Genomic DNA, 25,876 nt, shown 5'->3' on the forward strand with positions numbered 1-25,876 from the left:
ATGAACAAGACGCTTTCCACCCTCACCGTGCTGCTGATGCTCGCGGCTGGCGGCGCCCAGGCCGCGCAGACCGATACCGACAAGGATGGCGTGCCCGACATGGCCGAGCCGCTGCTGCACACCGATCCGCAGAACCCCGATACCGATGGCGACGGGCAGAACGATCTGGCCGACAAGGACCCGGTGGTCGCGCAAAGCCCGATCCAGCCCGGGGGCACTGCCGCGTCGTTCCATATCGGAGAGTTGCTGGTCGAGAACAATGTCGATCCCGCGACCCATACGGACGCGCCCGATCACCTCGAGATCCAGGTGGTCAATGACAGTGCCAAACCGCTGAGCGGCTTCACCCTCTTCTACACCATCACCGACGCTGATAGCGGCGCGAAAGAGGCCTATATCCTGCACCCCGACGTGACCGTTCCCGCCAATGGCTCGGCCCGCATCCATGTCGATGACAGCGGCAAGCCGGGGCATCTGCGGGCGAACCCGAACTCGATCTACACCACTGCGCAATCCGCGAAACAGGTCGAGGTGAGCCTGCAGCTTCCGGGCACTGCCGCGGTGACGCAGGGTGTCAAGAAAGACGCCGGCGGCGCCGAGCAGGCGGATTGATCGCCAACCATCGCAGAGCGGCCCCGCATCCGGGGCCGCAACGGAGACAGAGGCGATGAAACTTCGCGAAATCGCGCGGATCGTGGGCACCGTATTGGTCGGGACGCTCGCGGCGCTGGTGCTCTATTTCGGGTATTTGCAGGTGACCGGAAATTTCCACACCGTGGTGGCTGGAGAGTTCTATCGTTCGAACCAACCGACCGCCGCGAGGCTGAAGACCTACAAGAAAAAGGACGGCATACGATCGGTCCTGAACCTGCGCGGAGCGCATCCGGGACAGGCGTGGTACGATCAGGAGAAGGCTGCGGCAGAACGGCTTGGATTGGAATTGATCGACTTCAAGATGTCCGACCATCAAACCCTCAGCCCGATCCGCCTCGCGGCGCTCGAAGGGGCGATGGCGCGGGCGCCCAAGCCCGTTCTGGTTCACTGCAAGGCGGGGGCGGATCGCACCGGGCTCGCTGCCGCGCTTTACCTTTTTCTTCAGAAGAAGCGTTCGCCTTCCGAGGCGGGTTGGCAGCTCTCGTTTCTCTACGGGCATATAGGCGTGCCGTGGCTCTCGAGAGCCTGGCCGATGGACGAGACCTGGATGGCGGTGAATACTGGCGACCGCGTGCCGGCTGTTGCGTGGCGTGGGTCGTGACCGCGGCGATTAGTCCAGCGAGCGCTGCGGTTGACCCGCAAGGGGCTTCTGTGTCAGGCACGCGACCTTTCATGATCCACCTCGGCGCGCGCGCCGGGCCCAGCCTAAGGAAGGACATATGGCACTCACCCTGCGCCGCAACCGCGACCGCGATCTGGCCCCCTTGGCAGCGATGCTGTCGGACGCCGAAATTCCCCTGCTCAATCCCAATGCGAAAGTTCCGTTCGACGAGATGGAATGGCATCGCAAATGGCTTGGAGAACGTCAGGACGTCTCGTTCTACCTTCAGGATGAGACGGGGCGGGATGTCGGTTTCTTCGCGCTGCGCGAGGGTATCGGGCCGGAGGTGCGGCACCTGACCTACGTCTATCTCGTCGAAGAGGCGCGTGGCGGGGCGGCTGCAGAGCTGACGGGGCACGTGGAACAGGCGGCGCGAGACCTCGGCGCGCTGTCGCTGACCCTGAAGGTGGAGCTCGATAACGCGCCGGCCTTCAACGCCTATCTCTCGGCCGGCTACGAGGAACTGTCCCGCCGTCAGGGCATGGCGACGATGCGGTTGGATCTGGAGGAGAGGCCCGCCGAATAAGCGGGGCTTCCGACGGGTGTGGCGCAAAATGAGAACCGTTGGTTCGCGGTCCTCCAGGTCGTTCAGGCCGTCGCTTCGCGATCCAATTTTACGCGCGGTCCGCGGCCTTCGCCTGATAACCTTCGAGCTTAGTTCTCAAGGCGCGACCGTCGCAACCTGAGCAGGCGGATGCATTTCGAGCGTATTTCGAGCGTTGGCGGCTCTGCTGCGGGGCGATGAACTGCCCCGAGGCGCTTTCGGCTGGACCTGCGCGTTCGCGGAACCAACGAGCCTGCTGCGAAAGATCCTCGAACTGTCCGGGCGCGTAACACTCATCGAAGCTGAAGATGAGGGAAACGTGCGCCGATCCGCGACGAATACGACAAGCAAGGCGACCGTCTTCTATGACGGGGCGTGCCCGCTTTGTCGTGCCGAAATCGGGCTCTATCGCGAAGCGCCGGGGGCGGACGCTTTGGAGTTCGTCGATCTCTCCGACCCGGGCGCGACTCTGCCCGACGCTCTGAACCGGGACGACGCGCTGGCGCGGTTTCACGTGCGGACGCGGGATGGGCGTCTCGTCTCGGGGGCCACCGCGTTTGCAGAACTCTGGGCGCAACTTCCGCGCTGGCGTGGTCTGGCGCGCATCGCGCGATGGCCGATTGTCAGGACTCTCCTCGAACTGGCCTACCGTATCTTTCTGAAGCTGCGCCCCGGTATCGTCTGGCTCTTCGTCAGGCTGGCGGGGCCGCGCGCCCGATGAGCGTGATGCCGGTGGATCAGCCAAGGGACTTTTGGCGCGTGGGGTTTCTCGCGATGGCGCTCGCGACGGCGAGCATCCCGATCTACATCCACCTGCCGAGTTTTGCGGCCACGCGACTTGGCCTGTCGCTCGGTCAGGTCGGGGCGATCCTGCTGCTGATCCGTATCGTGGATTTTCTGCAGGATCCGCTCTTGGGGTGGATGACAGACCGCTGGGCGCAGTACCGCTCGGGGTTCGCGGCCCTCGCGATGGCGCTGCTGGCGGCGGGCTGTGTCGCGGTATTTTCTCTGCCAGTGCAGGTAAGTCCCGCGCTTTGGCTGACCGGGGGGCTTGTCGTCGCGTTCACGGGGTATAGCCTCGGGACGATCCTGATCTACGGCCAGAGCGCCGCTTTCGCCGGATCGGGGCGGACCCAGTCGCAGCTGAGCCTCGCCGGCTGGCGCGAAACCGGCGTTCTGATCGGGGTGACGCTCGGCGGGATCGCGCCGGCGCTGCTTTCGACGCTCCACGATCAATCGGATGGCTACCGGCCTTTCGGCTGGCTGATCGCGCTGTTGTCGTTGATCGCGGTCGCGTTGGCGCGGCCGCTTTGGCGCAAGACGCAACTCGCCTCGACGCGGTTGAACTGGCGGGGACTCATCGGGTCAGGCGCGGGTTGGCTCTTGCTGCTGGCCTTCGTCAACAGCCTGCCGGTGGCCGTGACATCGACGCTGTTTCTGTTCTTCGTGGGGGACCGGCTTGGCTTGCCGGACTTGGCAGGACCATTTCTTATCCTGTTCTTCATAGCCGCCGGGGCGAGTGCCCCTCTATGGGGACGTCTCGCCAGACGGTTCGGCGCCCGCCGGGTGCTGCTGGTCGCGATGGTTCTTGCAATCGTGAGCTTCGTCGGCGCCTTCAGCCTGCCGACCGGGGCCGCTTTACCGTTCGCGGCGATCTGTATCGGGTCCGGTGTCGCGCTCGGAGCGGATATGGTGATCCTATCGGCGCTTTTCGCGTCAGCGCTGTCGCGTGCGGGGCTGCAAGCGGGGCAGGCGTTCGGGATCTGGAATTTCAGCGCCAAGGCGACTTTGGCGATCGCCGCCGGAACCGTGTTGCCGCTGCTTCAATATTTCGGATACGAGCCCGGCTCAGGCAACACCGGCGCGGCGCTCTCGGCGCTCAATGTCAGCTATGCGCTCGTGCCCTGCGCGCTGAAACTGGCGGCGATCGCGCTCGTGCTCGGATTGCCTCGCGACATTCTCGACAATTCGAGCTGATGCGGAGCGCAGCAAGGCAGATTACGATCTAACCCTCATTTGTTCGACGCCGAAGCGACCCCGATCGGATCAGGGCTACTCCGGCGACGCATCGTCAGGATCAGAGGCTCAGGACCAGGGGGTCACGAGGTATTTCTCGCCGGTCTTCATTTTCCGGTAATCGGTCACGGCCTCTTTCGTCAGCATCTCGTCGAGATTGACGCGGGTCTTGTAATGGCTCGCGAAGGTGGTCGTGAGATTGTCGCGCACCCGCTTGCGCATCCGCGCGACGGTCTCTTGCCCGGCCGATTGCAGGAACGGAAACAGCAGCCAGCCCGAGAGCGTCCAACCGAAGCCGTAGCTCGGCGAGAGGGTCGTCGGGCCGGTGTCGAGACGTCCGTAAATGAACATCCGCTTCGGCTGGTTCGAGCCGTAGCGCGAATATTCCGTCATCCGGCTCACCGCGACCTGCTCCATCGCCTTGAAGGCGTTGTCGACCGCATGGCCGCCGCCGATCGGATCGAAGCCGTAGAAGGCTCCGGTGTCGTCGATCGCATCGCGAAGCCGTTCCATGAAATCGTCATCCGAGGAGTTCACAACATGGGTGGAGCCGATCTTCTTGAGCAGATCGACCTGATCGTCCTTGCGAACGATATTCACCAGACCGAGACCGTCTTCCTGACAGATGCGCGTCAACATCTGACCGAGGTTCGACGCGCCAACCGTGTGCAGGATCGCATCCTGCCCGTCCATCTTGGCGTTCTCGACGAAGCCGAGCGCGGTCATCGGATTGACGAAGGCGCTCGCGCCATCTTCGGAGGAATGATCGCCCAGCGGCAGGCACATCTCCGCATCGGCGATGCAATACTGGCTATAGGCGTTGCCCGGCACGCAGGAGACGCGCTGCCCCATAAGCGCTTTCGCCGCGTGGCTGTCGCCGGTTGCGACGACCGTGCCTGCGCCCTCGTTGCCCGCGGGCAGCTTCAGACCGTGCCGCGCTTTCGAGCCCGCGTTGAACGGCTCGGGCATCTTGGCCACGAATTTGCCGGGGGAATACGCGGCGTTCTCCATATCCGCCGCGCCCACGAGGATGGCGAGGTCTGAGGGGTTGATCGGAGCCGCCTCCATTTTGACGAGGACCTGATTGCCGGTTGGGTCGGGGAAATCCACGTCCTCGATCGCGACGGTGAGTGTGCCGTCCGCCTCCAGCGTCGTGAACAGTTGTTTGCCAGTGGTCGCCATGTCGATCTCCAGATGCCTGATTTGGGGTGAAAACTCGGGTCGGGTCGCGAACGGAGCTCCGGGAGATTGCGCCCGCACCGTCCGCGCTTGCCTTGCCAGATAGAGCGGGGCGCCCGCGCGGCGACCGCGTGCGACGCGACGTCTTGTCGGTTCGCGTGTCCGGCATCGCCGCGAGCGACTGGCGAATATCGGTGGCCCGCACATTTGTGCGGGGGGATTTGACCGGTGAGGCCCGCGAAAGCCTGCGCTGCCGCGACGGGCGCTGGAACTCCTGCCCGCGGCGAAAGTTGGCCCCTTTGAAATCGAAGGAGTCCCCATGTCAACGATCACCACCACCAACCCCGCAACGGGCGAGACGATCAAGACCTATCCTCTGATGAGCGAGGCCGAGGCCTTCGAGAAGGTCGAGGCCGCGCATTCCGCCTTTCTGGATTGGCGCGCGCGGACGCCCGCCGAGCGCGCGCCCTACCTGACCAAGATCGCAGAAAAGCTCCGCGAGAACGCGGATGAGCTGGCCGCGCTGATGACGCGCGAGACCGGCAAGCTGCTGAAGGACGGCAAGGCCGAGGTCGAGATCTGTGCCGCGATCCTCGACTATACCGCGAAGACCGGCCCCGACGCGCTGGCCGACGAGGAACGCACCCACGGCACAGAGGGATCGCGCGGTGTCGTGACCTACCAGCCGATCGGCGTGATCTACTCGATCCAGCCGTGGAACTTCCCGCTTTACCAGCCGATCCGGGTGCTCGCGGCGAACCTGATGACGGGCAATGCCTGCGTACTCAAACATGCCAGTATCTGCACCGGCTCGGGCCTGCGCCTGCGCGACTTGTGTATCGAGGCAGGGCTGCCCGAGGACCTCTTCCAGGTCATTTTGATCGACCACGACACCAGCGACAAATTGATCGCGCATCCCAAGGTGCGCGGCGTGACCCTGACCGGTAGCGACGACGCGGGCCGCCACGTCGGCAGCGTCGCCTCGAAGTCACTGAAGAAGACCGTGCTGGAGCTGGGCTCCAACGATGCCTACCTCGTGCTGGAAGATGCCGATATCGAAACGGCGGTGAAATTCTCCGTGATGGGGCGGCTGTACAATAACGGCGAAACCTGCGTCTCGGCGAAACGGTTCATCGTCGCGGACAAGGTCTATGACGCCTTCGTCGAGGCCTTCTTGGAGCAGATGAAGTCGATCAAGATGGGCGATCCCACCAAGGACGACGTCCAGCTTGGTCCGCTTTCGAGCGACGACCAGTTCGCGATGGTCAAGGAGCAGGTGGAACAGAGCCTCGCCAAAGGGGCGAAGGCGCTTTGCGGCGGCGAGGTCCCGGATATCACCGGCGCCTACTACCCCGCGACGGTGCTGGTCGATGTGGCTCCCGGGATGCCCGCCTATGACGACGAGATATTCGGCCCCGTCGCAGCGGTGATCCGCGCCAAGGATGACGAGGACGCGATGCGCATCGCCAATGACAGCCGATATGGCCTTGGCGGCGGGATCTTCAGCAAGGACGAAGAGCGTGCGCTCAAGCTCGCTCGCGATCACTTCGACACCGGGATGGTGCGGATCAACTCTTTCGGGACTGCCGATCCGAACATGCCCTTCGGTGGCGTCAAGGATTCGGGCTACGGCCGCGAGCATGGCGGCTTCGGCATGAAGGAATTCGTCAACGCAAAAGCGGTGTTCCTGCCATGATCACCCTTCACGCCCTGCACTATTCCCGCGCGACCCGGGTGCTGTGGCTGCTCGCCGATCTGGGCGAGCCCTGCCACCGGGTCGATTATCAGCGCACCGAGAATTTTCGCGCGCCGGAGGCCCTGTCGCGGGTTCACCCGCTGGGCAAGTCGCCGGTGATCGAGGACGGCAACCGGATACTCGCGGAATCCGCGACGATCCTGCGTTACCTCGTCGCGAAATACGGTGACGAGACCCATACGCCGCCGCGTGGTACGCCGGAATTCTGGCAGCACGAAGAACTGCTGGATTATGTCGAAAGCTCGTTTGCCGAGGTTGCGCTGCGGGCGGTCCTGCCCGCCTTCCGGGGCAAGCCGGTGCCCGCAGAGGCGCAGGCGGCGCTCAATTCACATCTCAATTTCATCGGGCGCACGATCGGTACCGGGCCAATGCTCTTCGGCGAGAGGGCGATGCTCGCCGATATCCAGATGTCCTATGTCATCGCCTTGCTGGCGGGGCTCGATCTGCTGGGAGAGCATCCCAAGGTCGGCGCCTACTGGAGCGCCCTGCAGGCGCAGCCCGGCTATATCGCCGCCGTCAAGGCCGCAGGCCCAATGGCACCGCCCGGCTGACACTCCGGGCAGCTCCGATCCACTCATGCGAAATAGGGCAGCGCGACGCCTCTCGCGCTGCCCTTCATCTTGTGCCGGGCGCAACACTGCGATCCGGGTTGAGCGCGCACGACCGATCTCGGGATGTTGAAGGTCTGCCCCGAGAAGTCCTCGCAAGGGCGGCGGAAAAACTGCTACTCGCTTGCACAGGCCGATATTCTCGTGGAGGTGTTCTCTACCGCTGCGGTCGGCGACGGTGAGGATTGGCGCAACAGGAGACAGCGATGCAGGAACTGACAGCCTTCGGCCCGGATTTTCCCTTTTCCTACGAGGACTGGATCAGTCACCCCGCGGGTCTCGGTACGCTGCCCAAGGATGTGCTGGGCGCGCCGGTCGCCATCATCGGCGCCGGGGCGGCCGGGGTCATCGCGGCCTACGAATTGATGAGGCTCGGTCTGCGGCCGGTGGTCTACGAGTCCTCGCAATTCGGCGGGCGGTTGCGTTCGCAGAGCTTCGAAGGGACGGACGGGGTCGTCGCGGAGCTTGGCGGGATGCGCTTTCCCGTATCCTCGCGGGGGTTCTACCATTACGTCGATCTTGTCGGATGCGAGAGCCGCCCCTTTCCGAACCCGCTGACGCCCGCCGCCGGATCGACCGTCATCGAGCTTGAAGGCGAACGGCATTTCGCACGCAGCCTCGACGACCTGCCCGAGGGGTTCCACCAAATCGCGCAAGCCTATGACGAAGCGCTGCGCAGTCAGGCGGCCTTCCCCGACCTGCAAGCCGCGGTGCGCGCCAAGGATGTGGCCGCGATCAAGGCGATCTGGGATCCGCTTGTCAAAGATTGGGACGAGCGCACCTTCTACGATTTCGTGGCCCATTCGGAGGCGTTCCAAAAGCTCGATTTCTCGCATCGTGAGATTTTCGGTCAGGTCGGGTTCGGCACCGGCGGCTGGGATTCGGACTTCCCGAACTCGATGCTGGAGATCCTGCGGGTAAATCTGCTCGGGCTCGACGATGACCAGCGCTACATCGTGGGAGGGGTGGAGTCTGTCCTGCATCGCCTTTGGAACGCGGCGCCGGCCTGCGCGCATTGGCCCGAGGGTACGACGCTCGCGAGCCTGCATGGCGGCGCGACGCGCAGCCGGGCGACCGCGCTGAGCCGCGCCGGAGAGATGATCCGGCTGCGCGACCAGTGGGGCAACGAGGACGACTATGCCGCGGTGCTCGCGACGTGCCAGACGCACTTGCTGACGACGGCGATCGAGACCGAAGAGGACCTGTTCGATCAGAAGATGTGGATGGCGCTTGACCGGACCCGCTACATGCAGGCCGCGAAGACCTTCGTCATGGTCGACCGGCCGTTCTGGAACGACATCGACCCGGAAACCGGCGAACCGCTGATGTCGATGACGCTGACCGACAGGCTGACGCGCGGCACCTATTTCTTTGATAACGGGCCCGACCGCCCCGGCGTGATCTGCCTCAGCTACGCCTGGATGAGCGACGCGCTCAAGGTGCTGCCGCTCAGTGCGGAGCGTCGGGTCGAGCTGTCTCTGCAGGCGCTAGGGAAAATCTACCCCGGCGTCGACATTGCCTCGCATATCCGCGGCCAGCCGATCTGCGTGAGCTGGGAAGCGGACGAAAACTTCCTCGGGGCTTTCAAGGGCGCGCTGCCGGGTCACTACCGCTACAACCACCGCATTTACGGCCACTTCATGCAACAAGGCATGGCGGCGAGCCAGAGGGGCGTCTTCCTCGCCGGGGACGGTGTCAGCTGGACTCCCGCCTGGGTCGAGGGCGCGGTGCAGACATCTCTCAACGCGGTGTGGGGGATCATGACGCATCTCGGCGGACGCAGCCCCGAGGTAAACCCCGGACCCGGCGATCTCTATCCCGAGCGCGGGCCGATCAAGCTGGCCGATTGAGCCTCAGAACCGACTGCCCCAATGCGGGTGGAGGTCGTCGATCACCAGCGGATGGCGATGGGTGCGTTGGCCCTGCAGATGCGGGTGATCCGGCGCGAGATTGTCGTGGCGATGCTCCAGCGAGACCAGATCGCCGGAGGGCCAGACGCGCAGCGCGACGGCCAGCCCGAGCATCGCCACGCCCGAGAGACCGAGCAATGCCGGGACCGCGCCGAACTCCGTCATCAGCCAGCCGGAGAGCGGATAGGTCACCAGCCAGCAGGCATGGCTCAGCGCGAATTGCGCCGCAAAGAGGGCCGGGCGGTCCTCGGGATGCGCGGAGCGTCGCAGCAATCGGCCCGAGGGAGTGAGCACGGCCGAATAGCCCACGCCCGTCGCCAGCCATGCTGCGAGAAGCAGGGGCCAGCTCAGCCCGGCCGTCGAGATTGCCAAGGCAAGGCCGAGAAGCGCGCCGATCATCACACCTGCGCCCGACAGCATCACCGGGCGGTCCGCTATGCTTTCAAGGATACGGGGTAGGCCGAGGGCCGCCAGCATCGACCCCGCCCCAAAGGCGAACATCGTCCAGGCCAGATCGCTGTCCGACAGGTGGAGCCCGCCGCGTACCAGCACGACCGAGTTCACCAGCACCATCGCACCCGCCGCAGCGGCGGCGAGGTTCACCGCCAGAAGTCCCCGCAGCCGTGGCGTCGCAAGGTAGATGCGGATGCCGCGTGTGGTCCGGTCGTAGATGCCGCGCCGGGTGACCGCCTGCGGGCTCGGCAGGATCACGGACACAACCAGCAGCGCCGAACCCGCGAACCCCGCGACCGTGCCGAGAAACAGGCTGTTATAGCTCATCACCGCAAGCAGCAGCGCCGCGAGCGTGGGACTGACGATATTCTCGAGGTCGTAGGCCAGGCGCGACAGCGACAGCGCGCGAGTGTAGCGCTCTTCTTCCGGCAGCACATCCGGCAGCGTCGCCTGAAATGTCGGGGTGAAGGCGGCGGAGGCCGATTGGAGAAGGAAGATCAGCACATAGACTTGCCAGACCTCGGTCACGAACGGCAGCGCCAGCGCCGCGCAGGCCCGGACGAGGTCGAGCGTGACCAGAAGCGCCCGCCGATTCACCCTGTCGGCGAAAGCTCCGGCAACCGGTGCGATCCCGACATAGGCCACCATCTTGATCGTAAAGACCGTGCCCAGCACCATGCCCGCTTGATCTCCCGCCAGATCGAAGGCCAGCAGCCCGAGCGCAACCGTGGCGAGCCCGGTGCCCAGAAGCGCAACGATCTGAGCGGCGAAGAGATGGCGATAAGTTCTGTCAGCGAGGACGGCGAGCATGGGCTCAGGAATAGCGTGAAACGGTCCTGCGTTCCATGCGATCCGTCGCGATCCCCGCGCGCAGCCCGGTCATTCTTCGAGAGCCTTACGGCGGGCCTGATATTCCTCGGGGTCGATTTCCCCCTTCGCGAGACGTTCCTTGAGAATGTCGAGCGCGGTGTTCTGGCTCCGGCCCGGTCCGCGTTCCGTGAACCAGCGCACGGCAAGTACGGCAAGGAGAATGAGTACCCCCCAGAATACCACCATCATGCCGACACCGAAGAAGCCGTAACCGTCGCCCCACATCATGGGATGACCATAATATCCCTCTCCATAGCCGCTCGGGGCGTCGGCGAAAGCCACGGCCGGGGCAAGGGGTGCGAGAAATGCAGTGAAAAGAGAAAGTTTCGTCATAATCGCCTCCACGGGTTCGTTTCCGCCTCGATACACCTCTGACGAGTTCGCGACATTGAGGCAGATCAACGGCGCGCTCGGACGGTCCCTTGCGCACGGTTCGTTCATCCGGTGAAGGCGAGCTGTCGGTAGGCGGCCTTGGCCATCGGCCAGAGTGCAGCGCTGCTCAGCGGCGCGGAGAGGGCGAAGCCGTAGCCGCCGTCGACCCAGACGAGACTCGCGACACCATCCCCTTCGGTCAGGCGAAATGCGGTCTCTCCAGTGGAAAGCGCGGTGACATAGAGCGTCAGGCGCGCGCCTGCTTGGGTTTCATACATCAGCTGCGCGGCGGGACCCTGATCGGCAGGCAACAGGCGTCCGCCCACGAGTGTGTAGCCCTGCGCCGACAGGTCCGGGGCGACCAGCTTGCGGTCGAGCCGTTTCGACAACCACGCCATCAGGTGCGCGCGCTCCTGTGCTGCGACCTCGACCGGGTGGACGACCTCCACCGAATAGACCGCGTGGGCGACCTGTGCCTCGCGGGCGAGTTCGGTCAGCGGAGCGCGGGGGGATCCGCCGCCCTGCCGCGCCAGTCCCCAACCGGCGCCAAGCCCCGCTGCGAAGAGCGCGATAGCCGCCGCTACCCTCGGAACCCAGCCTGCCCCCACGGGCGCAGCGAGGCGCAGCCGCGCAGGGATAGGCGCGGCGTGGACCGGCGCGAGGGCTGCGCGCAGCGCGTCGCGATCGGCGCGCATCGCGGACAGCCGCTGCGCCAGCGCCGGATCCGCCGCGAGCTTGGCCTGCATCCGGGCGCGATCTTTGGGAGCGAGCCGGCCATCGAGATAGGCGTGCACCTCCGCCTCGTTTCGCATGATGGGATCTGCATGGGGATCGGTCATTTGAGCCTCCGCAGATGGGGGTGGCGCGTGCGATCGGGGCGGTCATGGCCAGTCATCTCGCGCAGCGCCTCGCGTCCCCGGGCGAGGCGCGACATCACCGTACCCTTCGGCAGGCCAAGAATCCGGGCGACCGCCTCGTAGCTGAAATCCTCGACTCCGACCAAGAGAAGTACCTCCTGCTGCTCGATCGGCAGGCGAGCGAGCGCACTGAACACGTCGCCGAGAAAGACGACCGTTTCGGCATCCGCATCGCGCCCAGCGAGCCCGTCGGGATCGAGCGCCCCGCCCTCGGGGCGGCGGATGCGACGGCGATGCGCATCGTGGTAGAGGTTCCGCAGGATGCGAAACAGCCAGGCCCGCAACTGGTCTTCCGAACGCAGCAGGTGCCAGCGCGTCAGCGCCCGCGCGAGACAGTCCTGCACAAGATCGTCCGCCGCGTCGCGCTCGCGGGTCAGCGCGAAGGCGAAGCGGCGCAGCGCGGGAATCTGCGCCTCGATCAGGTGGCGGGTGCGACGGGTCACATGGGCGGGCCTTGTTCGACCGGGCGGCGTCAATGCGATACCGCCCGGGGATTGTGTCAGGGCTGAGCGACTTTCCACGCGCCGTTGGCGACGCCGTCACCGGTTACGTCGCCCGGCTTCGTGTCATTCTTCCAAGTATAGAGTGGTTGGCCCTTGTAAGCCCATTGCTTCGTTCCGTCGTCGCGGGTGATCACGCTCCAGTCGCCCATCGCCTGATCGTCGGCGGTGGCCATCAGCGGCGGCCAGTTCGTGGCGCAGGGCCCGGTGCAGGCGGACATCCCCTCACTGTCCTTGGCGAAGGTGTAAAGCGTCATGCCCGCGGAATCGACGAGCGTCGGCCCCTTTGCGGTGTCGGTGACACTGGCGGGATCGGCTTGCGCAATGCTCGCGGCCAGCAAAACGGCAGTGGTCAGCAGAAAACGTTTCATCTTCCTCTCCTCTCGGGTTTGGGTCCTGTAGGGAAGAAGACGACCCCGGCGCGGGAATAATCCCGGCCGGGGCAAAAAAATGCGAATTGTAAGATGGGCCTCAGGCCAGACGGGCTTGTAAGCTGCGGCTCTGCCAGCGCAGGATACCTGCGACCGACGCCCAGTAGACGATCCAGCCGCCCAGCGTCGCGGCGTCCGGCGCGGCACGGTAACCGGTCAGCGCCGAGATCAGCCCGCCAAGACGGCCCCCGTCATCGAGCAGCGCACTCATGTCCCAGAGTGGCGCGCCGAAGGGCAGGATGCCCGTCGAGACGAGATCATCCACGCCGGTGGTGAAGAGCGCAGCGCCCAGCAGGAGCAGCATCACCTCGGACACCCGGAAGAAGCCGCGCCACGGCAGGAACTTCGCGCCGGCCCGCAGCAGCGCATAGGTCGCTCCGGCCGCGGCCACACCGACCGCGATCGAGGCGAGAACGCCGGTCATCTCGCTCTGCTTCGCCGCGGCGAGCGAGCCGTAGAGGAATACTACCGTTTCCGAGCCCTCGCGCGCTACCGCCGCCATCGCGAGTAGGAAAACCGCCCACCAGCCCTGACGTATCGCGGCGGCCTTCAGCCCGGCCTCGAGATCGCGTTTCAGTGTGCGGCCGTGGCCGCGCATCCAGACCACCATCTGCACGATCAGCCCGGCGGCTACGAAGACCATCACCGTCATCAGGTCCTGACGGACCTCGGTCGACAGCAGTTTCGAGAAGCCCAGCAGCGTCAGCGCGAAGGCCAGCGCCAGCGCCAGCCCGGTCAGAACGCCACCCCAGAGGAAGCGCGCCGCGCGTCGCCCGGCGCCTTCATGTGCGAGCCAACCTGCGAGAATGCCTATGACGAGCAGCGCCTCGACGCTCTCACGCCACAGGATGAAGATGATCTGTCCGTCCATGACATTCTCTCGTGGGTTGGTGGGTTACTTGACGACGATCGTGCCCTTGGCGGTGTCTTGATCCTCGTGGAATTCCTCGACGAAGGGATAGCTGCCCGCCGGCAGCGCCCGGAGTTCGATCGTCTCAGTCTGGCCCGGCGCGATGATCTTCTCGATCCGCAGGCGCTTGCTCTCGAACTCGGCTGCGGTCTTGCCGGTATTCGAGACGGTCAGCGTCACGGCGGTATCCGCAGGAAGGTCGATCTGCTGCGGCGAGACGACCCCGTCGGTCAGGGTAATCGTCGGGATTGTCTCGTCCGCCACGGCCAGCGCCGGCGCGCAGGCGAGCACGAAAAGCGCGGGAAGAATGCGTGAAATGCGAGTCATGATGTTCCTGCTTGTCTGTTCGGTGCCCGAATAACCGACAAAAACACTTGGGTCAAGAAATCCCGATTAAAATGCTATGGCTTTTGACTCGGGACAGCGGATGGGCGCTGAGCCGTCTGGCTCTTCTGTTCGCGGGCAGCCGATGACAGACCATCGGCCATAGGCGCCGCGATGCGTTTTTGTATTCATTTCAAGAATAGGGGCCTCTCATTGTGAGGCCCGCTCTTCGCGGGCGCCAAGGGAGAGGCCGGTCCCACGCAAGAAACGCAGGACACATTTAGCGTATTCGTTCAGGGGCGCGCGGGGGGGAGGCGGTCCTTCTCGACGTTGAGAAGCGCTTCGACCTGCGCGCTGACCTCTGCCGCGGGGAGGCCGGGGGGGATCGCCGGGAAGTAGGCCACAGTGATGGTGCCGCCGGTCTTCGCGTCTTTGCGCCAGACATGGCCGGCATTATGCGCGACGGGGACGATCGGCAGGCCGAGCTTGCGATAAAGCGCGATAAGGCCGGGCTGGAACTCGCAGCGATCGTCCACGCCGACCCGCGTCCCTTCCGGAAAGATCAAAATCGAGCGGCCCTTGGCGGCCTCTTCGCGCGCCTGAGTGATCATCCCGGCGAGGGCGCGTCCGCCAGCGCTGCGGTCGATCAGGATCATCGGCGAATGTTCGAGGTACCAGCCGAAGATCGGGATACGCCGCAACTCGTGTTTCGCGATGACGCAGACATCGGGCACGAGCCGGTTGAAGGCCAGCGTTTCCCAGGTGGATTGGTGGTTGCAGACGTAGATGCAAGGGCTGTCGAGATGCTTGTTCTCGAGCCCTTGCTCCTGCACGCGCAACCTGAGAACCCCGCGTGCGAGCGCGAAGACCCCGCCGGTCCAGAACCGGACCGCGGCGCGCACGAGCCGCGGTCGCCGAGCCAGCGCGAGGACCGGGATCATCGGGGCTTGCAGTGCAGTCCACGTACCGAAGAGCGCGTCGAAGAGCTTCGAGCGCAGGCCTTCCAGCCGAGGCGCCGATCTCTCCCGATCCTGTCGCGCCCGCGGCGCCGTATGTGGTGTTTGATCAGGCTGCAATCGAATGATCCAAGGTTTCCAATGGCAAGAATCCGGCAGTGGTTGCGGCACCAAGGAAGGCGCTGCGCGCGTCGGCCACGGTGCCCAGACACTCCATTGCCGCTTCGACGCGGTCAATCGCGCGGCTCTGCGCGAGGTCGCTGACCGGCCATTTCTTGCGCAACCAGTAATGCACCTGTTCGATGGTGCTGAAGGACTTGACGTCGCCTTTCGGCGACACGACGAGGGAGATGGGTTTGCCCCAGTAAATTTCGATCAAGGTTCGTATCTTTCCAAGTGTTCGTGACAGCACCGATTTCAACGGTCGCGCGATCACGGAGGCATAGGCGGGCGAAGCCGGCGCTATGCGGTGAATTGGGTTGGCGCGCGTTGGCGCGCTGGTCTGGTATTCCGAGCGGATCACGACGTGTCGGCTTCGATGCGCGAAGGTCACGATCCGGCCCCTTCGGTACGCGAAGCTCTCCCGGAGGTCGCGAGGGGCGGAAATAGCGGTGGCGACCAAGGTCAGCTCGATATGGTGGCTGAGGGGTTGGTCTGCTCGAACGGCGTCACGCCACGATTGGCCGATGTGAGGCTCCTTTTCCTTGATGCCGCCTTTGAAAAGCTGCGGCCCGACAAAGCTCAAGATCGTCGCTGAGCCGGGAGGAACAGGGTCCGAGAATTAAGATTTTCGAATTTACACATAAGCGATTTGCCCCCGAATTACGAGGCAATTGCCCGAACGCGTCGGAGTTTTTGCGCAACGGTTTGATTGTGCAGGATATAATTCCGTGCCCTGAAAGGTCGAGAGATGAGGGCCGGGGCATGCCCCCTATTTGCTTTGCAAAAAGAGCCAGCGTCGCGTAAGTATGACGAGCAACGTTATTCCCTTCTGCAACCTGTCTATCTTCTTGGCTAAAGTCTGCCTCTTCGAAGCGGCTGAGTTTGGCTGTCGCATTCTGCGGACGGCCTCTGCGTGAAGAGGCGTCACGACGGCCAATGGCATCGTGAGACGGTTCAACCGGACAATAGGCTTCGGCTTTATCGAAGCGAAGACCGGCGGACGGGATATTTTCGTTCATATCTCGGCTCTGAAGCGCGGGCCTCTCGCAGCTCCATCACGGGCAAGCCGGGACTTACGAAATCGAACCCGTCGCGACGGGCGCCAGCCCGCCCGACCACCGCTCCGGAAAAGACGGACGCTGCAGTGCGGCTCATCCGTGAGGACACTGCCGAGAAAAAGCGGCTCCGACCGCACGCATACGCGCGGCCCGATTGCCACGGATCGACGAACGCGCCGCAACGCAGCCTTCTCGCGAGGAGAGACCGCGAAGTTGACCGGAGACTCCGGTCACCCAGAGGAGTTCCCCGAGTATTTCTCCGGGATAAAATGGAGGGCCGAACATGGCTGTCGAAAAAATGCCTGCGGGCAGGAAACCCCAGACCACCGAGCTTGCGAACAATAAGGGCCATGCCGCCCTCGCTTGGCATCACTTCTTCCGAGGGCTGTCCGAAGAGAAGAGTGACGATACGCGCAGCGCCTTGCCGCGCGGCGTTCAGGAATGATCTTTCCTGCAACACAGGACCGGAGTTCCCGGCAAGATGGCTGAGCGATGTGAGGTTCCGTGTGAACCGGCCGGCGTTCGCCACACGACTTGCCGGGAGGTGGAGCGGCAGGGGGTATCTCCTGCCGTTTTGCTTTTTCGAAGACGGTATCGATGATCTTCAAGAACAGGGATCGTCGATCAGCCGCGCGGGCTTGGCGAAAGCGCGAAGACTTTGCGCATCGGTGATCGTCATGCCGCTCCATTCGATTTCGACGCCTTAGGGCTTCAATTGAGGGATTGCGCGGCTCAGGTTCCCCGGCACGATTCCGCGATATCCTTGCGCCAGTTTGCGAAAGGATCCGGGACGAAGATCTGCTCAATCGAGGGAATGTCCGTCTACACGAACGCGGGTTCTTTCCGCAGGCGGTGCTTCTGCTCAGGAGCGTTCAGCGCGGCCCTTAGACGACGACGATTTTGGTGTTCCATTCCGCGCAGCGCTTGGTCAGCGCATCGGAGAGCGGCGCGTCTGTAAAGATCGTGTCGATCTCTTCGAGCGAGGCGAGCCGCACCGGAGCGGAGCGCGTCAGTTTCGAACTGTCGGTGACCAAGAAGACCTTGCGTGCCTGGCGTATGATTGTCCGGCTGACGCGGACTTCGGCGAGATCGTAGTCGAGCAAATCGCCCTCGTCATCGAGTGCCGAGACGCCGATCACCGCGAAATCCACTTTGAACTGACTCATGAAATCGGCCGTCAGATCGCCGACCAGCCCGCCATCCGACCGACGCAGGTTGCCGCCCGCCACCATGATCTCGCAACTCTCGTTCGCCAGTAAGGTATTGGCAACATTGCTGTTGTTCGTGACAACGGTAATGTTCGAATGATGGCAGAGTTCGCGCGCCACAGCCTCGGTCGTGGTGCCGAGATTAAGGATTATCGAGCTGTTATCGGGGATTTCCTTGGCGCAGGCCCGACCGATGGCCGCTTTCGCATCCGCACCCATCCGGCGCCGTTCTTCGTAATCGAAATTGACGACGCCCTTCCGGATGACGGCGCCACCATGAACGCGGTCGAGATGTCCTGCGTCGGATAGCTCCGACAAATCGCGACGGATCGTCTGCAGCGAAACATTGAAATGCTCGGCCAGCGTTTCGACCACGACACGCCCGTCGCTGCGCGCGATTTCGAGAATTTCGTTCTGTCGAAAATTTAGCGCCATGCGGCCTCCTTGGAAGTCCCCTGCCACAGCTTCACGCCCGTGTCACGCCCGTGTCGCCCGGGCGCTTCGTGCGATTTGCGGGATCGCGCTATTACCCGCGAAAATCCAGAAAAACGCCGCAAAACGATCAAAAACGAAAAAACTTTTGACAGAAAGTAACGAATCGCTCACGTTTGTAGGCGCAGCGAGGGAGGATCGTCTGTGCCAGCTTTCGAAAATAACGACCGGGTGACCGATCTTTTCGTGATCGGCGGCGGCATCAACGGGTGCGGTATCGCCCGGGACGCTGCGGGGCGCGGACTGTCGGTGACGCTTGCGGAAATGGGCGATCTCGCGCAGGCGACCTCGTCTTCGTCGACCAAATTGTTCCATGGTGGCTTGCGCTATCTCGAGTTTTTCGAATTCAGGCTGGTGCGCGAAGCGTTGCGCGAACGCGAAGTACTCCTGAACGCCATGCCCCATATCAGCTGGCCGATGCGTTTCGTGCTGCCCTACAGCGCCGACATGCGTTTCGAGAGCGACACGCCCACGTCGCGTCTGCTCTCGCGGATCATGCCCTGGATGAAAGGGCGCCGCCCGGCCTGGCTCATTCGGCTGGGCCTTTTTCTTTACGACCATCTTGGCGGGCGCAATCTGCTTCCCGGAACGGAAACTCTCGATCTTTCCGAGGACGAGGCGGGTCGACCGCTGCAAGAGCGGTTCCGTTTTGCCTACGAGTATTCGGATTGCTGGGTTCAGGATGCGCGTCTGGTCGTCCTGAACGCCCGGGATGCCGAGGCGCGCGGCGCCACGATCCTGACCCGCACGAAGGTCGTCGCAGCCGAGCGGCGCGACGGGGTTTGGCATGTCACCACCGAAGGCAGGGAAGGGCGTCGCGAACACTACGCCCGCGCGCTGGTGAATGCCGGGGGGCCCTGGGTCGAGAACGTGATCACCAACACGGTGCGGATCAACACGCGGGAGTCGATCCGCTTGGTCCGTGGAAGCCATATCGTCACGCGCAAGCTCTACGACCATGACCGCTGCTATTTCTTCCAGGGCGAGGATGGCCGGATTTGTTTCGCGATCCCCTACGAGCAGGATTTCACGCTTATCGGTACCACGGATCAGGATCATCAGGGGCCGCCGGGCGAAGCCGTCTGCACCGACGCCGAGAAAGATTATCTCTGCGCCTTCGTGTCGAATTATTTCAAGACGCCAGTGACCCGGGACGACATCGTCTGGACCTATTCGGGCGTGCGGCCGCTCTATAATGACGGGGCGTCTTCGGCGACGGCGGCGACGCGCGACTACGTGCTCTCGCTGGACGATCAGGCGGGGCTTCCGCTGCTCAACGTGTTCGGTGGAAAGATCACGACCTATCGCCGCTTGGCCGAAGGCGCGCTGGCAAAGCTCGCGCCTTATTTCCCGGATATGCCCGGGGAATGGACTGCGCGCGCATCCTTGCCGGGCGGAGAGTTCGCGCCGACCGAGACCGATCGAATTCTTGGCGAACTCATGCGCGAGTATCCGTTCCTGGATTCGGCATGGGCGGAGCGGATGCTGCGTCATTACGGGCTCGATGCGCGCGAAATCCTTGGCGATGCGAAATCGGCAGAGGATCTCGGACAGGATTTCGGCGCGACGCTCCGTGCTGCCGAGGTCGACTGGCTGATGAAGAAGGAATGGGCGCAGACCGCCGACGATATCGTCTGGCGCCGGACCAAGCTCGGGCTCCGTCTGAGCGCATCCGAGATCGAAACATTGGCCGAATACACGAAAGCACGACTTGCGGATCAGCAGGGCGCGGGTAGCGGAATGAGGGGGCAGGCATGACACTGGAGTTGAAAGGCGTCGAGCGAGTAGTCGATGGGCGGACCCATATCTACCCGACCGATCTCGTCTTGCAGAAGGGCACGATGAACGTGCTTCTCGGGCCGACGCTGGCGGGCAAGACGTCGCTGATGCGGCTTATGGCGGGGCTCGATGAGCCGAGCGCCGGCCGAGTCTTCTGGGAAGGCGAGGACGTCACCGGCGCGCGGGTGCAGGACCGGAAGGTGGCGATGGTCTACCAGCAATTCATCAACTACCCGGCGATGAGTGTCTTCGACAACATCGCCTCGCCGCTGCGACTGCAGAAGCGCGAGGCCTCCGAGATCGACCGGCGCGTACGCGAGACCGCCGAGATGATGAAGCTGACGCCGATGCTCGAGCGCAAACCGCTGGAGCTGTCGGGCGGCCAGCAGCAACGCTGCGCGCTGGCGCGGGCGCTCGTAAAAGGCGCGGGGCTCGTGCTGCTCGACGAACCGCTGGCCAATCTCGACTACAAGCTCCGCGAGGAGTTGCGTGTCGAAATTCCGAAAATCTTCGAAGCTTCCGGCGCAATCTTCGTCTACGCCACGACCGAGCCGGAAGAGGCACTCCTGCTCGGTGGCAATACCGCGACGCTCTGGGAGGGGCGGATCACACAGTTCGGCCCGACCGCCGAGGTCTACCGCCAGCCGCGCGACCAGATTACGGCGCGAGTCTTCTCGGATCCGCCGATGAATTTCGTCGAGGTCGCGCGCGACGGTCACCGTCTCGTTTTCGGCGGAGAGGCGCGCTGGCCGGCCGACGGCGGTTTCGCGCAGCTCGAGGCAGGGCGCTACATCGCCGGCTTCCGGCCCAATCACGTCCACCTGGCGCGAGAGGGAGGGGATGGCAACGCGCTCGAATTCCGCTGCCAGCTGACCGGCACCGAGGTGACGGGATCGGAGACTTATCTGCATCTGCGTCACGGCGACCAGTCCTGGGTCGCCCTGATCCCTGGCGTCTATGACCTCGGCACGGGGGACGAAGTGGTGATCGCGGTAGATACCGATCGGATTTACCTGTTCTCAGAGGACGGATCTCTGGCGGTTCCGGCCGCATATGCGCAGGCGGCTTGAGGGGGAAGACAATGGCACAAATCACTTTGAACAATCTTGCGCATAGTTATCTGCCCGATCCGAGTTCGGAGGATGACTGGGCGCTCAAACCCTTCGATCATATCTGGGACGACGGCGGCGCCTATGCCCTTCTGGGATCCTCGGGCTGCGGAAAATCTACACTTCTCAACATCATCTCGGGACTGCTGCAACCTTCGCAGGGACGGATCCTTTTCGACGGAAAGGACGTCACCCACGCAGCGACGGCGGAACGAAATATCGCTCAGGTGTTCCAGTTTCCCGTCGTCTACGACACGATGACGGTGCGCGACAACCTAGCCTTTCCCCTGAAAAATCGCGGCATGAGAGCCGATTACATCAAGGCGCGGGTCGACCAGATCGCTGCGATGATCGGGATGGAGGAGGTGCTTTCGCGCAAGGCACGCGGCCTGACAGCGGACGCCAAGCAGAAGATCAGCCTCGGGCGCGGCATGGTGCGCGAGGACGTCAATGCGATCCTCTTCGACGAGCCGCTGACCGTCATCGACCCGCATATGAAGTTCGAACTCCGCACGCAGCTGAAAGCGCTTCATCGCGAGTTCGGGCACACGATGATCTACGTCACCCATGACCAGACAGAGGCGCTGACCTTCGCCGACAAGGTGGTCGTGATGTCCGAAGGCCGGGTCGTGCAGATGGGAACGCCGAAGGAATTGTTCGAGCGGCCCGCGCATACATTCGTGGGTTACTTCATTGGCTCTCCCGGAATGAATTTCCTAGAGGCCAAGGTGTCGGGATCGCGGGCCGTCATCGACGGCTACGAGATCCCGCTGGGCGCGGCCTATTCGAATGGGCCATTGGAAGGTCGCGTCCAGCTTGGCATCCGTCCAGAATTCTGTGCGCTCTCGGATGAGGGAGATGGCCTGCCGGTGCAGATCGAGCGCGTCGAGGATGTCGGACGCCACCGGATCGTCCGGGCCCGGGCTGCCGGGACGGAGCTGAATATCTCCGTGCCCGAGGGGGCGCCGGTGCCCGCAGATGCGAACCGGCTGATCCTCGCACCCGAACAGATCAACATTTACGCCGAAAATTGGCGCGTCGCACCGATCGGGGAGGCAAGCTGATGGAAAAGACACAGAATAACCGCGCTTGGTGGCTGGTTCTGCCGGTCCTGTTGCTGGTCGCCTTCTCGGCGGTGATCCCACTGATGACAGTGGTGAATTATTCGGTTCAGGACACGTTCGGAAATAACGTCTTCTTCTGGGCCGGGCTCGAATGGTTCGATGAGATGCTGCATTCGGATCGCATGTGGAACGCGCTCGGGCGGCAGACGATGTTCTCGGCGATCATCCTCGCGATCGAGGTGCCGCTCGGGGTGTTCGTTGCGCTCAATATGCCCAAGCGTGGCGCCTGGGCCTCGTTCTGCCTGGTGACGATGGCGCTGCCGTTGCTGATCCCGTTCAACGTGGTCGGCACGATCTGGCAGATTTTCGGGCGCGTGGATATCGGTCTCTTGGGATATTCGCTCGACGCAATGGGGATCGACTACAACTACACCGCAAATGTCCGCGATGCCTGGATCACCATCGTTGTGATGGATGTCTGGCACTGGACGTCGCTGGTCGCGCTTCTGGCCTATGCCGGGCTGCAATCCATTCCGGACGCCTACTACCAGGCGGCCAAGATCGATCAGGCGAGCCGCTGGAAGATCTTCCGCTACATCGAGCTGCCGAAGATGCAGGGCGTGCTGACCATCGCGATCCTGCTGCGCTTCATGGACAGTTTCAAGATTTACACCGAACCCTTCGTCGTCACCGGCGGCGGCCCCGGCAACTCCACCACCTTCCTGTCGATCGACCTCGTGAAGATGGCGCTGGGGCAGTTCGACCTCGGTCCCGCCGCGGCCTACTCGCTGATGTATTTCCTCGTGATCCTGTTGGTGAGCTGGGCCTTCTACACGGTGATGACCAATATCGAGAAGTCGGAGGGCAAGTGATGCGACTGAAATCACAACCGATCGTCATGGCGCTTTACCTGCTGTTCCTGATGATCCCGATCTACTGGCTTCTGAACATGAGCCTGAAGACCAACGAGGAGATCCTGTCGAGCTTTTCGCTCTGGCCGCACCATCTGACTTTCGCAAACTACGTCAAGATCTTCACCGATCCGAGCTGGTACATGGGCTACGTCAATTCGCTCAACTACGTGGTCCAGAACACGGTGATTTCGATCACCGTCGCGCTGCCTGCCGCCTACGCGTTCTCGCGCTACAACTTCATGGGCGACAAACACCTGTTCTTCTGGTTGCTGACGAACCGGATGGCGCCGCCCGCGGTTTTCGCCCTGCCGTTCTTCCAGCTTTATTCCTCGATCGGGCTGTTCGACACGCATATCGCGGTGGCGCTGGCGCACACGCTGTTCAACGTGCCCCTCGCAGTCTGGATTCTCGAGGGCTTCATGCGCGGGGTTCCGAAGGAGATCGACGAGACCGCCTATATCGACGGCTATTCCTTCGGGCGTTTCTTCATCAAGATCTTCATGCCGCTTATCGCATCCGGCATCGGGGTCGCGGCCTTCTTCTGTTTCATGTTCTCCTGGGTCGAGCTGCTGCTGTCGCGCACGCTGACATCGGTCGCGGCCAAGCCGATTGGGGCGACCATGACCCGTACCGTCTCCGCTTCGGGGGTGGATTGGGGGCTGCTCGCAGCTGCTGGGGTTCTCACCATCATTCCCGGGGCGCTCGTGATCTATTTCGTGCGCAACTACATCGCCAAGGGCTTCGCCCTGGGCCGCGTCTGAGGAGGAAGCACTATGAGCTGGATGGCATGGACATGGCCGACCGCATTATTCTTCGCGGTGATTGCGCTCTTGTTGGTGATCTTCACCGTGATCGGGATCAAACGTCCCGAGACGCCACGCGTCGGCATCCTTCGTATCGAGACGACCCGGGGCGACCGGCTGTTCATCAGCCTGCTCGGGGCGGCTTTCATCAATCTGATCTGGCTGGGCATGGCGGGAGCGCCGGTCTGGGGCGGGCTGATCCTCAGCTTCGTCTGGGCGGCGGCCGTGTTCCGCTGGGTCTGATCCAAGACAAACAACGCAAAAACTCAGGGAGGAGAAACTATGAGACTGCGTTTAACTACCGCGATGGCGCTTGCGCTAATGGTCGCGTCACCAGCCTTGGCCGATATGGAGGCGGGCAAGCAGTTCCTCGAGCAGGAAATCGGCGACATGACGACACTGTCGCAAGCCGATGCCGAAAAGGAACTGCAATGGTTCGTCGACGCGGCGAAGCCCTATCAGGGCATGGAGATCCACGTGGTCTCGGAATCGCTCACGACCCACGCCTACGAGTCGAAGACGCTCGCGCCGTGGTTCGAGAAGATCACCGGGATCAAGGTGATCCATGACGTGATTCAGGAAGGCGACGTCGTCGAGAAGATCCAGACCCAGATGCAGACGGGCGAGAATATCTACGACGCCTATGTCAACGACTCCGATTTCATCGGGACGCACTGGCGCTATGGTCAGGTTCGCGATCTGACCGATTGGATGGAAGGCGACGGCAAAGCGGTCACCGATCCCTACTTCGACCTCGAGGATTTCATCGGCCTCAGCTTCACCACCGGGCCGGACGGCAAGCTCTACCAGCTGCCCGACCAGCAATTCGCGAACCTCTACTGGTTCCGCTACGACTGGTTCAACGACGAGAAGACCAAGAAGGACTTCAAGGACGAATACGGCTACGATCTCGGCGTGCCCGTGAACTGGTCGGCCTATGAGGATATCGCCAAGTTCTTCACCGGGCGCGACATGTCCTATATCGGCGGTCCGAAGAAGGTCTATGGCAACATGGACTATGGCAAGAAGGACCCCTCGCTCGGCTGGCGCTTCACCGATGCGTGGCTGTCGATGGCCGGCGAAGGCGACAAGGGCCTGCCGAACGGCAAGCCGGTCGACGAATGGGGCATCCGCGTTAACGAGCAGGATCAGCCGATCGGCTCCTGCGTCGATCGTGGCGGCGCGACCAACGGTCCGGCGGCGGTTTACGCCGTCCAGAAGTATATCGACTGGCTGAAGAACTATGCTCCGCCGTCTGCCGAAGGCATGACCTTCTCCGAGGCGGGTCCGGTTCCGGCGCAGGGCGAGGTCGCTCAGCAGGCCTTCTGGTATACGGCCTTCACCGCCGACATGGTGAAGAAGGGTCTGCCCGTCGTGAACGAGGATGGTACGCCGAAATGGCGCATGGCACCGTCCCCGCATGGCGCCTACTGGGAGAAGGGCATGAAGCTCGGCTACCAGGACGTGGGTTCGTGGACGCTGATGAAATCGACTCCGCTCGAGCGGGCACAGGCCGCGTGGCTCTATGCTCAGTTTGTGACGTCCAAACTCGTCGACGTGAAGAAGAGCCAAGTGGGTCTGACCTTCATTCGTGAAAGCACGATTCAGGACAAGAGCTTCACCGATCGCGCGCCCGATCTGGGCGGTCTGATCGAATTCTACCGCTCGCCCGCCCGCGTTCAGTGGACGCCTACGGGCACCAACGTGCCGGATTATCCGAAACTGGCGCAGCTGTGGTGGCAGAATATCGGGGATGCGTCCTCGGGTGCGAAAACCGTGCAGGAAGCCATGGACTCGCTCTGCGAAGCCCAGGAAAAGGTGCTCGAGCGTCTCGAGCGTGCGGGTGTCCAAGGCGACAAGGGTCCGAAAATGGCCGAGAAGCACGATCTCGAATGGTGGCATAACTATTCGGTCGAGCATGGCTCGCAATCGCCCAAGCTGAAGCTGGACAACGAGAGCGAAAAGCCGATCACCGTCGATTACGACGAGCTCGTGAAAAGCTGGAATGAATAACTGAAACGAGGCGAGGCGGTGCCGCGGCATCGCCTCGTTCTCTTTCTCGCCATGCCCTGGATGGAGAGGGCATCGCCAGAAAGAGAACGGTAGGATTGATGACCCATATTCTGGCAATCGACCAAGGCACCACGTCGTCGCGGGCGATCGTCTTTGACGGCGCGCTGCGCCCGGTGGCGAGCGCGCAGCAGGAATTCACGCAGCATTTCCCGC

28 protein-coding genes are annotated in these 25,876 nt (G+C 63.2%); 17 read left to right on the forward strand and 11 right to left on the reverse strand.

Translation table 11 applies throughout. The features are described 5' to 3' along the window. From DEM26_RS10515 to DEM26_RS10535, 5 genes are all read left to right on the forward strand, one after another. On the forward strand, positions 1–612 hold the full coding sequence (locus DEM26_RS10515) for a hypothetical protein (protein WP_109172350.1): 612 nt from the start codon (positions 1–3) through the stop codon (positions 610–612). 55 nt (positions 613–667) lie between these two features. Then, complete coding sequence (locus DEM26_RS10520; protein WP_109172351.1) at positions 668–1,255, forward strand: tyrosine-protein phosphatase; 588 nt, start codon at positions 668–670, stop codon at positions 1,253–1,255. 118 nt (positions 1,256–1,373) lie between these two features. Beyond that, positions 1,374–1,841 (forward strand): GNAT family N-acetyltransferase, encoded by a 468-nt coding sequence (locus tag DEM26_RS10525; RefSeq protein WP_088727482.1) that lies wholly within the window; start codon positions 1,374–1,376, stop codon positions 1,839–1,841. A gap of 337 nt (positions 1,842–2,178) precedes the next feature. Then, the gene (locus DEM26_RS10530; protein WP_109172367.1) at positions 2,179–2,580 is read left to right on the forward strand and encodes a thiol-disulfide oxidoreductase DCC family protein; all 402 of its coding nucleotides are present in this window, start codon (positions 2,179–2,181) and stop codon (positions 2,578–2,580) included. Beyond that, a complete protein-coding gene (locus DEM26_RS10535; RefSeq protein WP_233243070.1) occupies positions 2,577–3,836 on the forward strand; it encodes an MFS transporter in 1,260 nt (419 codons plus the stop codon). The genes DEM26_RS10530 and DEM26_RS10535 overlap by 4 nt, the downstream gene beginning before the upstream one ends. A 108-nt stretch (positions 3,837–3,944) precedes the next feature. Here DEM26_RS10535 and DEM26_RS10540 read toward each other — a convergent pair whose 3' ends face one another. Further along, positions 3,945–5,057, reverse strand: coding sequence for a zinc-binding dehydrogenase (locus DEM26_RS10540; protein WP_109172352.1), 1,113 nt, complete (start codon positions 5,055–5,057; stop codon positions 3,945–3,947). A gap of 316 nt (positions 5,058–5,373) precedes the next feature. Between DEM26_RS10540 and DEM26_RS10545 the strand changes: the two genes are divergently transcribed. The 3 genes from DEM26_RS10545 (at position 5,374) to DEM26_RS10555 (ending at position 9,268) form a co-directional block, all read left to right on the forward strand. Then, positions 5,374–6,750 (forward strand): NAD-dependent succinate-semialdehyde dehydrogenase, encoded by a 1,377-nt coding sequence (locus DEM26_RS10545; protein WP_109172353.1) that lies wholly within the window; start codon positions 5,374–5,376, stop codon positions 6,748–6,750. Next, a complete protein-coding gene (locus DEM26_RS10550) occupies positions 6,747–7,361 on the forward strand; it encodes a glutathione S-transferase family protein (protein WP_109172354.1) in 615 nt (204 codons plus the stop codon). Before DEM26_RS10545 ends, DEM26_RS10550 begins: the two co-directional genes overlap by 4 nt. 263 nt (positions 7,362–7,624) lie before the next feature. After that, entirely contained in the window at positions 7,625–9,268 is a 1,644-nt protein-coding gene (locus tag DEM26_RS10555) for a flavin monoamine oxidase family protein (RefSeq protein ID WP_109172355.1), read from the forward strand. Between the two features lie 3 nt (positions 9,269–9,271). On the opposite strand, the gene DEM26_RS10560 is transcribed toward DEM26_RS10555, so the two are convergent. From DEM26_RS10560 to DEM26_RS20660, 9 genes are all read right to left on the reverse strand, one after another. Beyond that, positions 9,272–10,591 carry an MFS transporter gene (locus tag DEM26_RS10560; RefSeq protein ID WP_109172356.1) on the reverse strand — a complete coding sequence of 440 codons (1,320 nt, stop codon included), beginning with the start codon at positions 10,589–10,591 and terminating at the stop codon, positions 9,272–9,274. A 69-nt stretch (positions 10,592–10,660) separates the two neighbouring features. Next, positions 10,661–10,984, reverse strand: a complete 324-nt coding sequence (locus DEM26_RS10565) for an SHOCT domain-containing protein (RefSeq protein ID WP_075777576.1) — start codon at positions 10,982–10,984, stop codon at positions 10,661–10,663. Positions 10,985–11,088: 104 nt separating this feature from the next. After that, positions 11,089–11,862, reverse strand: a complete 774-nt coding sequence (locus DEM26_RS10570; RefSeq protein WP_199224651.1) for an anti-sigma factor family protein — start codon at positions 11,860–11,862, stop codon at positions 11,089–11,091. Beyond that, the gene (locus DEM26_RS10575; protein WP_233243071.1) at positions 11,859–12,383 is read right to left on the reverse strand and encodes an RNA polymerase sigma factor; all 525 of its coding nucleotides are present in this window, start codon (positions 12,381–12,383) and stop codon (positions 11,859–11,861) included. The genes DEM26_RS10570 and DEM26_RS10575 overlap by 4 nt, the downstream gene beginning before the upstream one ends. 56 nt (positions 12,384–12,439) lie before the next feature. Beyond that, entirely contained in the window at positions 12,440–12,811 is a 372-nt protein-coding gene (locus DEM26_RS10580) for a COG4315 family predicted lipoprotein (protein WP_088720025.1), read from the reverse strand. A gap of 100 nt (positions 12,812–12,911) precedes the next feature. Beyond that, on the reverse strand, positions 12,912–13,742 hold the full coding sequence (locus tag DEM26_RS10585) for an FTR1 family iron permease (RefSeq protein WP_075777687.1): 831 nt from the start codon (positions 13,740–13,742) through the stop codon (positions 12,912–12,914). Positions 13,743–13,766: 24 nt separating this feature from the next. After that, positions 13,767–14,108, reverse strand: a complete 342-nt coding sequence (locus tag DEM26_RS10590) for a cupredoxin domain-containing protein (protein WP_075777688.1) — start codon at positions 14,106–14,108, stop codon at positions 13,767–13,769. Between the two features lie 290 nt (positions 14,109–14,398). After that, positions 14,399–15,046, reverse strand: a complete 648-nt coding sequence (locus DEM26_RS10595) for a lysophospholipid acyltransferase family protein (RefSeq protein ID WP_077701068.1) — start codon at positions 15,044–15,046, stop codon at positions 14,399–14,401. Between the two features lie 124 nt (positions 15,047–15,170). Further along, positions 15,171–15,806, reverse strand: a complete 636-nt coding sequence (locus DEM26_RS20660; protein WP_233243072.1) for a DUF982 domain-containing protein — start codon at positions 15,804–15,806, stop codon at positions 15,171–15,173. 361 nt (positions 15,807–16,167) lie between these two features. Between DEM26_RS20660 and DEM26_RS20845 the strand changes: the two genes are divergently transcribed. Further along, a complete protein-coding gene (locus DEM26_RS20845) occupies positions 16,168–16,626 on the forward strand; it encodes a cold-shock protein (RefSeq protein WP_304571998.1) in 459 nt (152 codons plus the stop codon). Beyond that, positions 16,565–16,726: a hypothetical protein gene (locus DEM26_RS20375; protein ID WP_157771540.1), complete on the forward strand. Its 162-nt coding sequence runs from the start codon at positions 16,565–16,567 to the stop codon at positions 16,724–16,726. The genes DEM26_RS20845 and DEM26_RS20375 overlap by 62 nt, the downstream gene beginning before the upstream one ends. Before the next feature lie 439 nt (positions 16,727–17,165). On the opposite strand, the gene DEM26_RS10610 is transcribed toward DEM26_RS20375, so the two are convergent. Beyond that, positions 17,166–17,924 (reverse strand): DeoR/GlpR family DNA-binding transcription regulator, encoded by a 759-nt coding sequence (locus DEM26_RS10610; protein ID WP_088720030.1) that lies wholly within the window; start codon positions 17,922–17,924, stop codon positions 17,166–17,168. Between the two features lie 201 nt (positions 17,925–18,125). On the opposite strand from DEM26_RS10610, the gene glpD reads away from it, so the two are divergent. From glpD to DEM26_RS10645, 7 genes are read left to right on the forward strand one after another with little or no spacing between them, the layout of a single operon-like run. Continuing rightward, positions 18,126–19,739, forward strand: coding sequence for a glycerol-3-phosphate dehydrogenase (glpD, locus tag DEM26_RS10615; protein WP_109172358.1), 1,614 nt, complete (start codon positions 18,126–18,128; stop codon positions 19,737–19,739). Next, positions 19,736–20,830: an ABC transporter ATP-binding protein gene (locus tag DEM26_RS10620; RefSeq protein WP_109172359.1), complete on the forward strand. Its 1,095-nt coding sequence runs from the start codon at positions 19,736–19,738 to the stop codon at positions 20,828–20,830. Before glpD ends, DEM26_RS10620 begins: the two co-directional genes overlap by 4 nt. 11 nt (positions 20,831–20,841) lie before the next feature. After that, positions 20,842–21,933 carry an ABC transporter ATP-binding protein gene (locus tag DEM26_RS10625; protein WP_109172360.1) on the forward strand — a complete coding sequence of 364 codons (1,092 nt, stop codon included), beginning with the start codon at positions 20,842–20,844 and terminating at the stop codon, positions 21,931–21,933. After that, the gene (locus DEM26_RS10630) at positions 21,933–22,805 is read left to right on the forward strand and encodes a carbohydrate ABC transporter permease (RefSeq protein ID WP_075777589.1); all 873 of its coding nucleotides are present in this window, start codon (positions 21,933–21,935) and stop codon (positions 22,803–22,805) included. Before DEM26_RS10625 ends, DEM26_RS10630 begins: the two co-directional genes overlap by 1 nt. Then, positions 22,805–23,608 carry a carbohydrate ABC transporter permease gene (locus tag DEM26_RS10635; protein ID WP_109172361.1) on the forward strand — a complete coding sequence of 268 codons (804 nt, stop codon included), beginning with the start codon at positions 22,805–22,807 and terminating at the stop codon, positions 23,606–23,608. Before DEM26_RS10630 ends, DEM26_RS10635 begins: the two co-directional genes overlap by 1 nt. A gap of 12 nt (positions 23,609–23,620) precedes the next feature. After that, the gene (locus tag DEM26_RS10640) at positions 23,621–23,893 is read left to right on the forward strand and encodes a DUF2160 domain-containing protein (protein WP_088735573.1); all 273 of its coding nucleotides are present in this window, start codon (positions 23,621–23,623) and stop codon (positions 23,891–23,893) included. A 39-nt stretch (positions 23,894–23,932) separates the two neighbouring features. Further along, a complete protein-coding gene (locus DEM26_RS10645) occupies positions 23,933–25,663 on the forward strand; it encodes an ABC transporter substrate-binding protein (RefSeq protein WP_075777592.1) in 1,731 nt (576 codons plus the stop codon). Positions 25,664–25,876: the final 213 nt, after the last annotated feature.

The organism is Thioclava sp. NG1, assembly GCF_003122275.1.
In the GTDB taxonomy this organism is placed as follows: domain Bacteria; phylum Pseudomonadota; class Alphaproteobacteria; order Rhodobacterales; family Rhodobacteraceae; genus Thioclava; species Thioclava nitratireducens.

Bases quoted from the DNA above. Each gene is read 5' to 3' on its own strand.
- DEM26_RS10595 (WP_077701068.1), bottom strand. From the start codon at position 15,046: ATGATCCCGGTCCTCGCGCTGGCTCGGCGACCGCGGCTCGTGCGCGCC.
- DEM26_RS10590 (WP_075777688.1), bottom strand. From the start codon at position 14,108: ATGACTCGCATTTCACGCATTCTTCCCGCGCTTTTCGTGCTCGCCTGC.
- DEM26_RS10520 (WP_109172351.1), top strand. From the start codon at position 668: ATGAAACTTCGCGAAATCGCGCGGATCGTGGGCACCGTATTGGTCGGG.
- DEM26_RS10515 (WP_109172350.1), top strand. From the start codon at position 1: ATGAACAAGACGCTTTCCACCCTCACCGTGCTGCTGATGCTCGCGGCT.
- DEM26_RS10580 (WP_088720025.1), bottom strand. From the start codon at position 12,811: ATGAAACGTTTTCTGCTGACCACTGCCGTTTTGCTGGCCGCGAGCATT.
- DEM26_RS10555 (WP_109172355.1), top strand. From the start codon at position 7,625: ATGCAGGAACTGACAGCCTTCGGCCCGGATTTTCCCTTTTCCTACGAG.
- DEM26_RS10585 (WP_075777687.1), bottom strand. From the start codon at position 13,742: ATGGACGGACAGATCATCTTCATCCTGTGGCGTGAGAGCGTCGAGGCG.
- DEM26_RS10570 (WP_199224651.1), bottom strand. From the start codon at position 11,862: ATGACCGATCCCCATGCAGATCCCATCATGCGAAACGAGGCGGAGGTG.
- DEM26_RS10640 (WP_088735573.1), top strand. From the start codon at position 23,621: ATGAGCTGGATGGCATGGACATGGCCGACCGCATTATTCTTCGCGGTG.
- DEM26_RS10565 (WP_075777576.1), bottom strand. From the start codon at position 10,984: ATGACGAAACTTTCTCTTTTCACTGCATTTCTCGCACCCCTTGCCCCG.
- DEM26_RS10540 (WP_109172352.1), bottom strand. From the start codon at position 5,057: ATGGCGACCACTGGCAAACAACTGTTCACGACGCTGGAGGCGGACGGC.
- DEM26_RS10535 (WP_233243070.1), top strand. From the start codon at position 2,577: ATGAGCGTGATGCCGGTGGATCAGCCAAGGGACTTTTGGCGCGTGGGG.
- DEM26_RS10550 (WP_109172354.1), top strand. From the start codon at position 6,747: ATGATCACCCTTCACGCCCTGCACTATTCCCGCGCGACCCGGGTGCTG.
- DEM26_RS20375 (WP_157771540.1), top strand. From the start codon at position 16,565: ATGGCTGTCGAAAAAATGCCTGCGGGCAGGAAACCCCAGACCACCGAG.
- DEM26_RS10620 (WP_109172359.1), top strand. From the start codon at position 19,736: ATGACACTGGAGTTGAAAGGCGTCGAGCGAGTAGTCGATGGGCGGACC.
- DEM26_RS10630 (WP_075777589.1), top strand. From the start codon at position 21,933: ATGGAAAAGACACAGAATAACCGCGCTTGGTGGCTGGTTCTGCCGGTC.
- DEM26_RS10560 (WP_109172356.1), bottom strand. From the start codon at position 10,591: ATGCTCGCCGTCCTCGCTGACAGAACTTATCGCCATCTCTTCGCCGCT.
- DEM26_RS10625 (WP_109172360.1), top strand. From the start codon at position 20,842: ATGGCACAAATCACTTTGAACAATCTTGCGCATAGTTATCTGCCCGAT.
- DEM26_RS10545 (WP_109172353.1), top strand. From the start codon at position 5,374: ATGTCAACGATCACCACCACCAACCCCGCAACGGGCGAGACGATCAAG.
- DEM26_RS10610 (WP_088720030.1), bottom strand. From the start codon at position 17,924: ATGGCGCTAAATTTTCGACAGAACGAAATTCTCGAAATCGCGCGCAGC.
- DEM26_RS10525 (WP_088727482.1), top strand. From the start codon at position 1,374: ATGGCACTCACCCTGCGCCGCAACCGCGACCGCGATCTGGCCCCCTTG.
- DEM26_RS10635 (WP_109172361.1), top strand. From the start codon at position 22,805: ATGCGACTGAAATCACAACCGATCGTCATGGCGCTTTACCTGCTGTTC.
- DEM26_RS10645 (WP_075777592.1), top strand. From the start codon at position 23,933: ATGAGACTGCGTTTAACTACCGCGATGGCGCTTGCGCTAATGGTCGCG.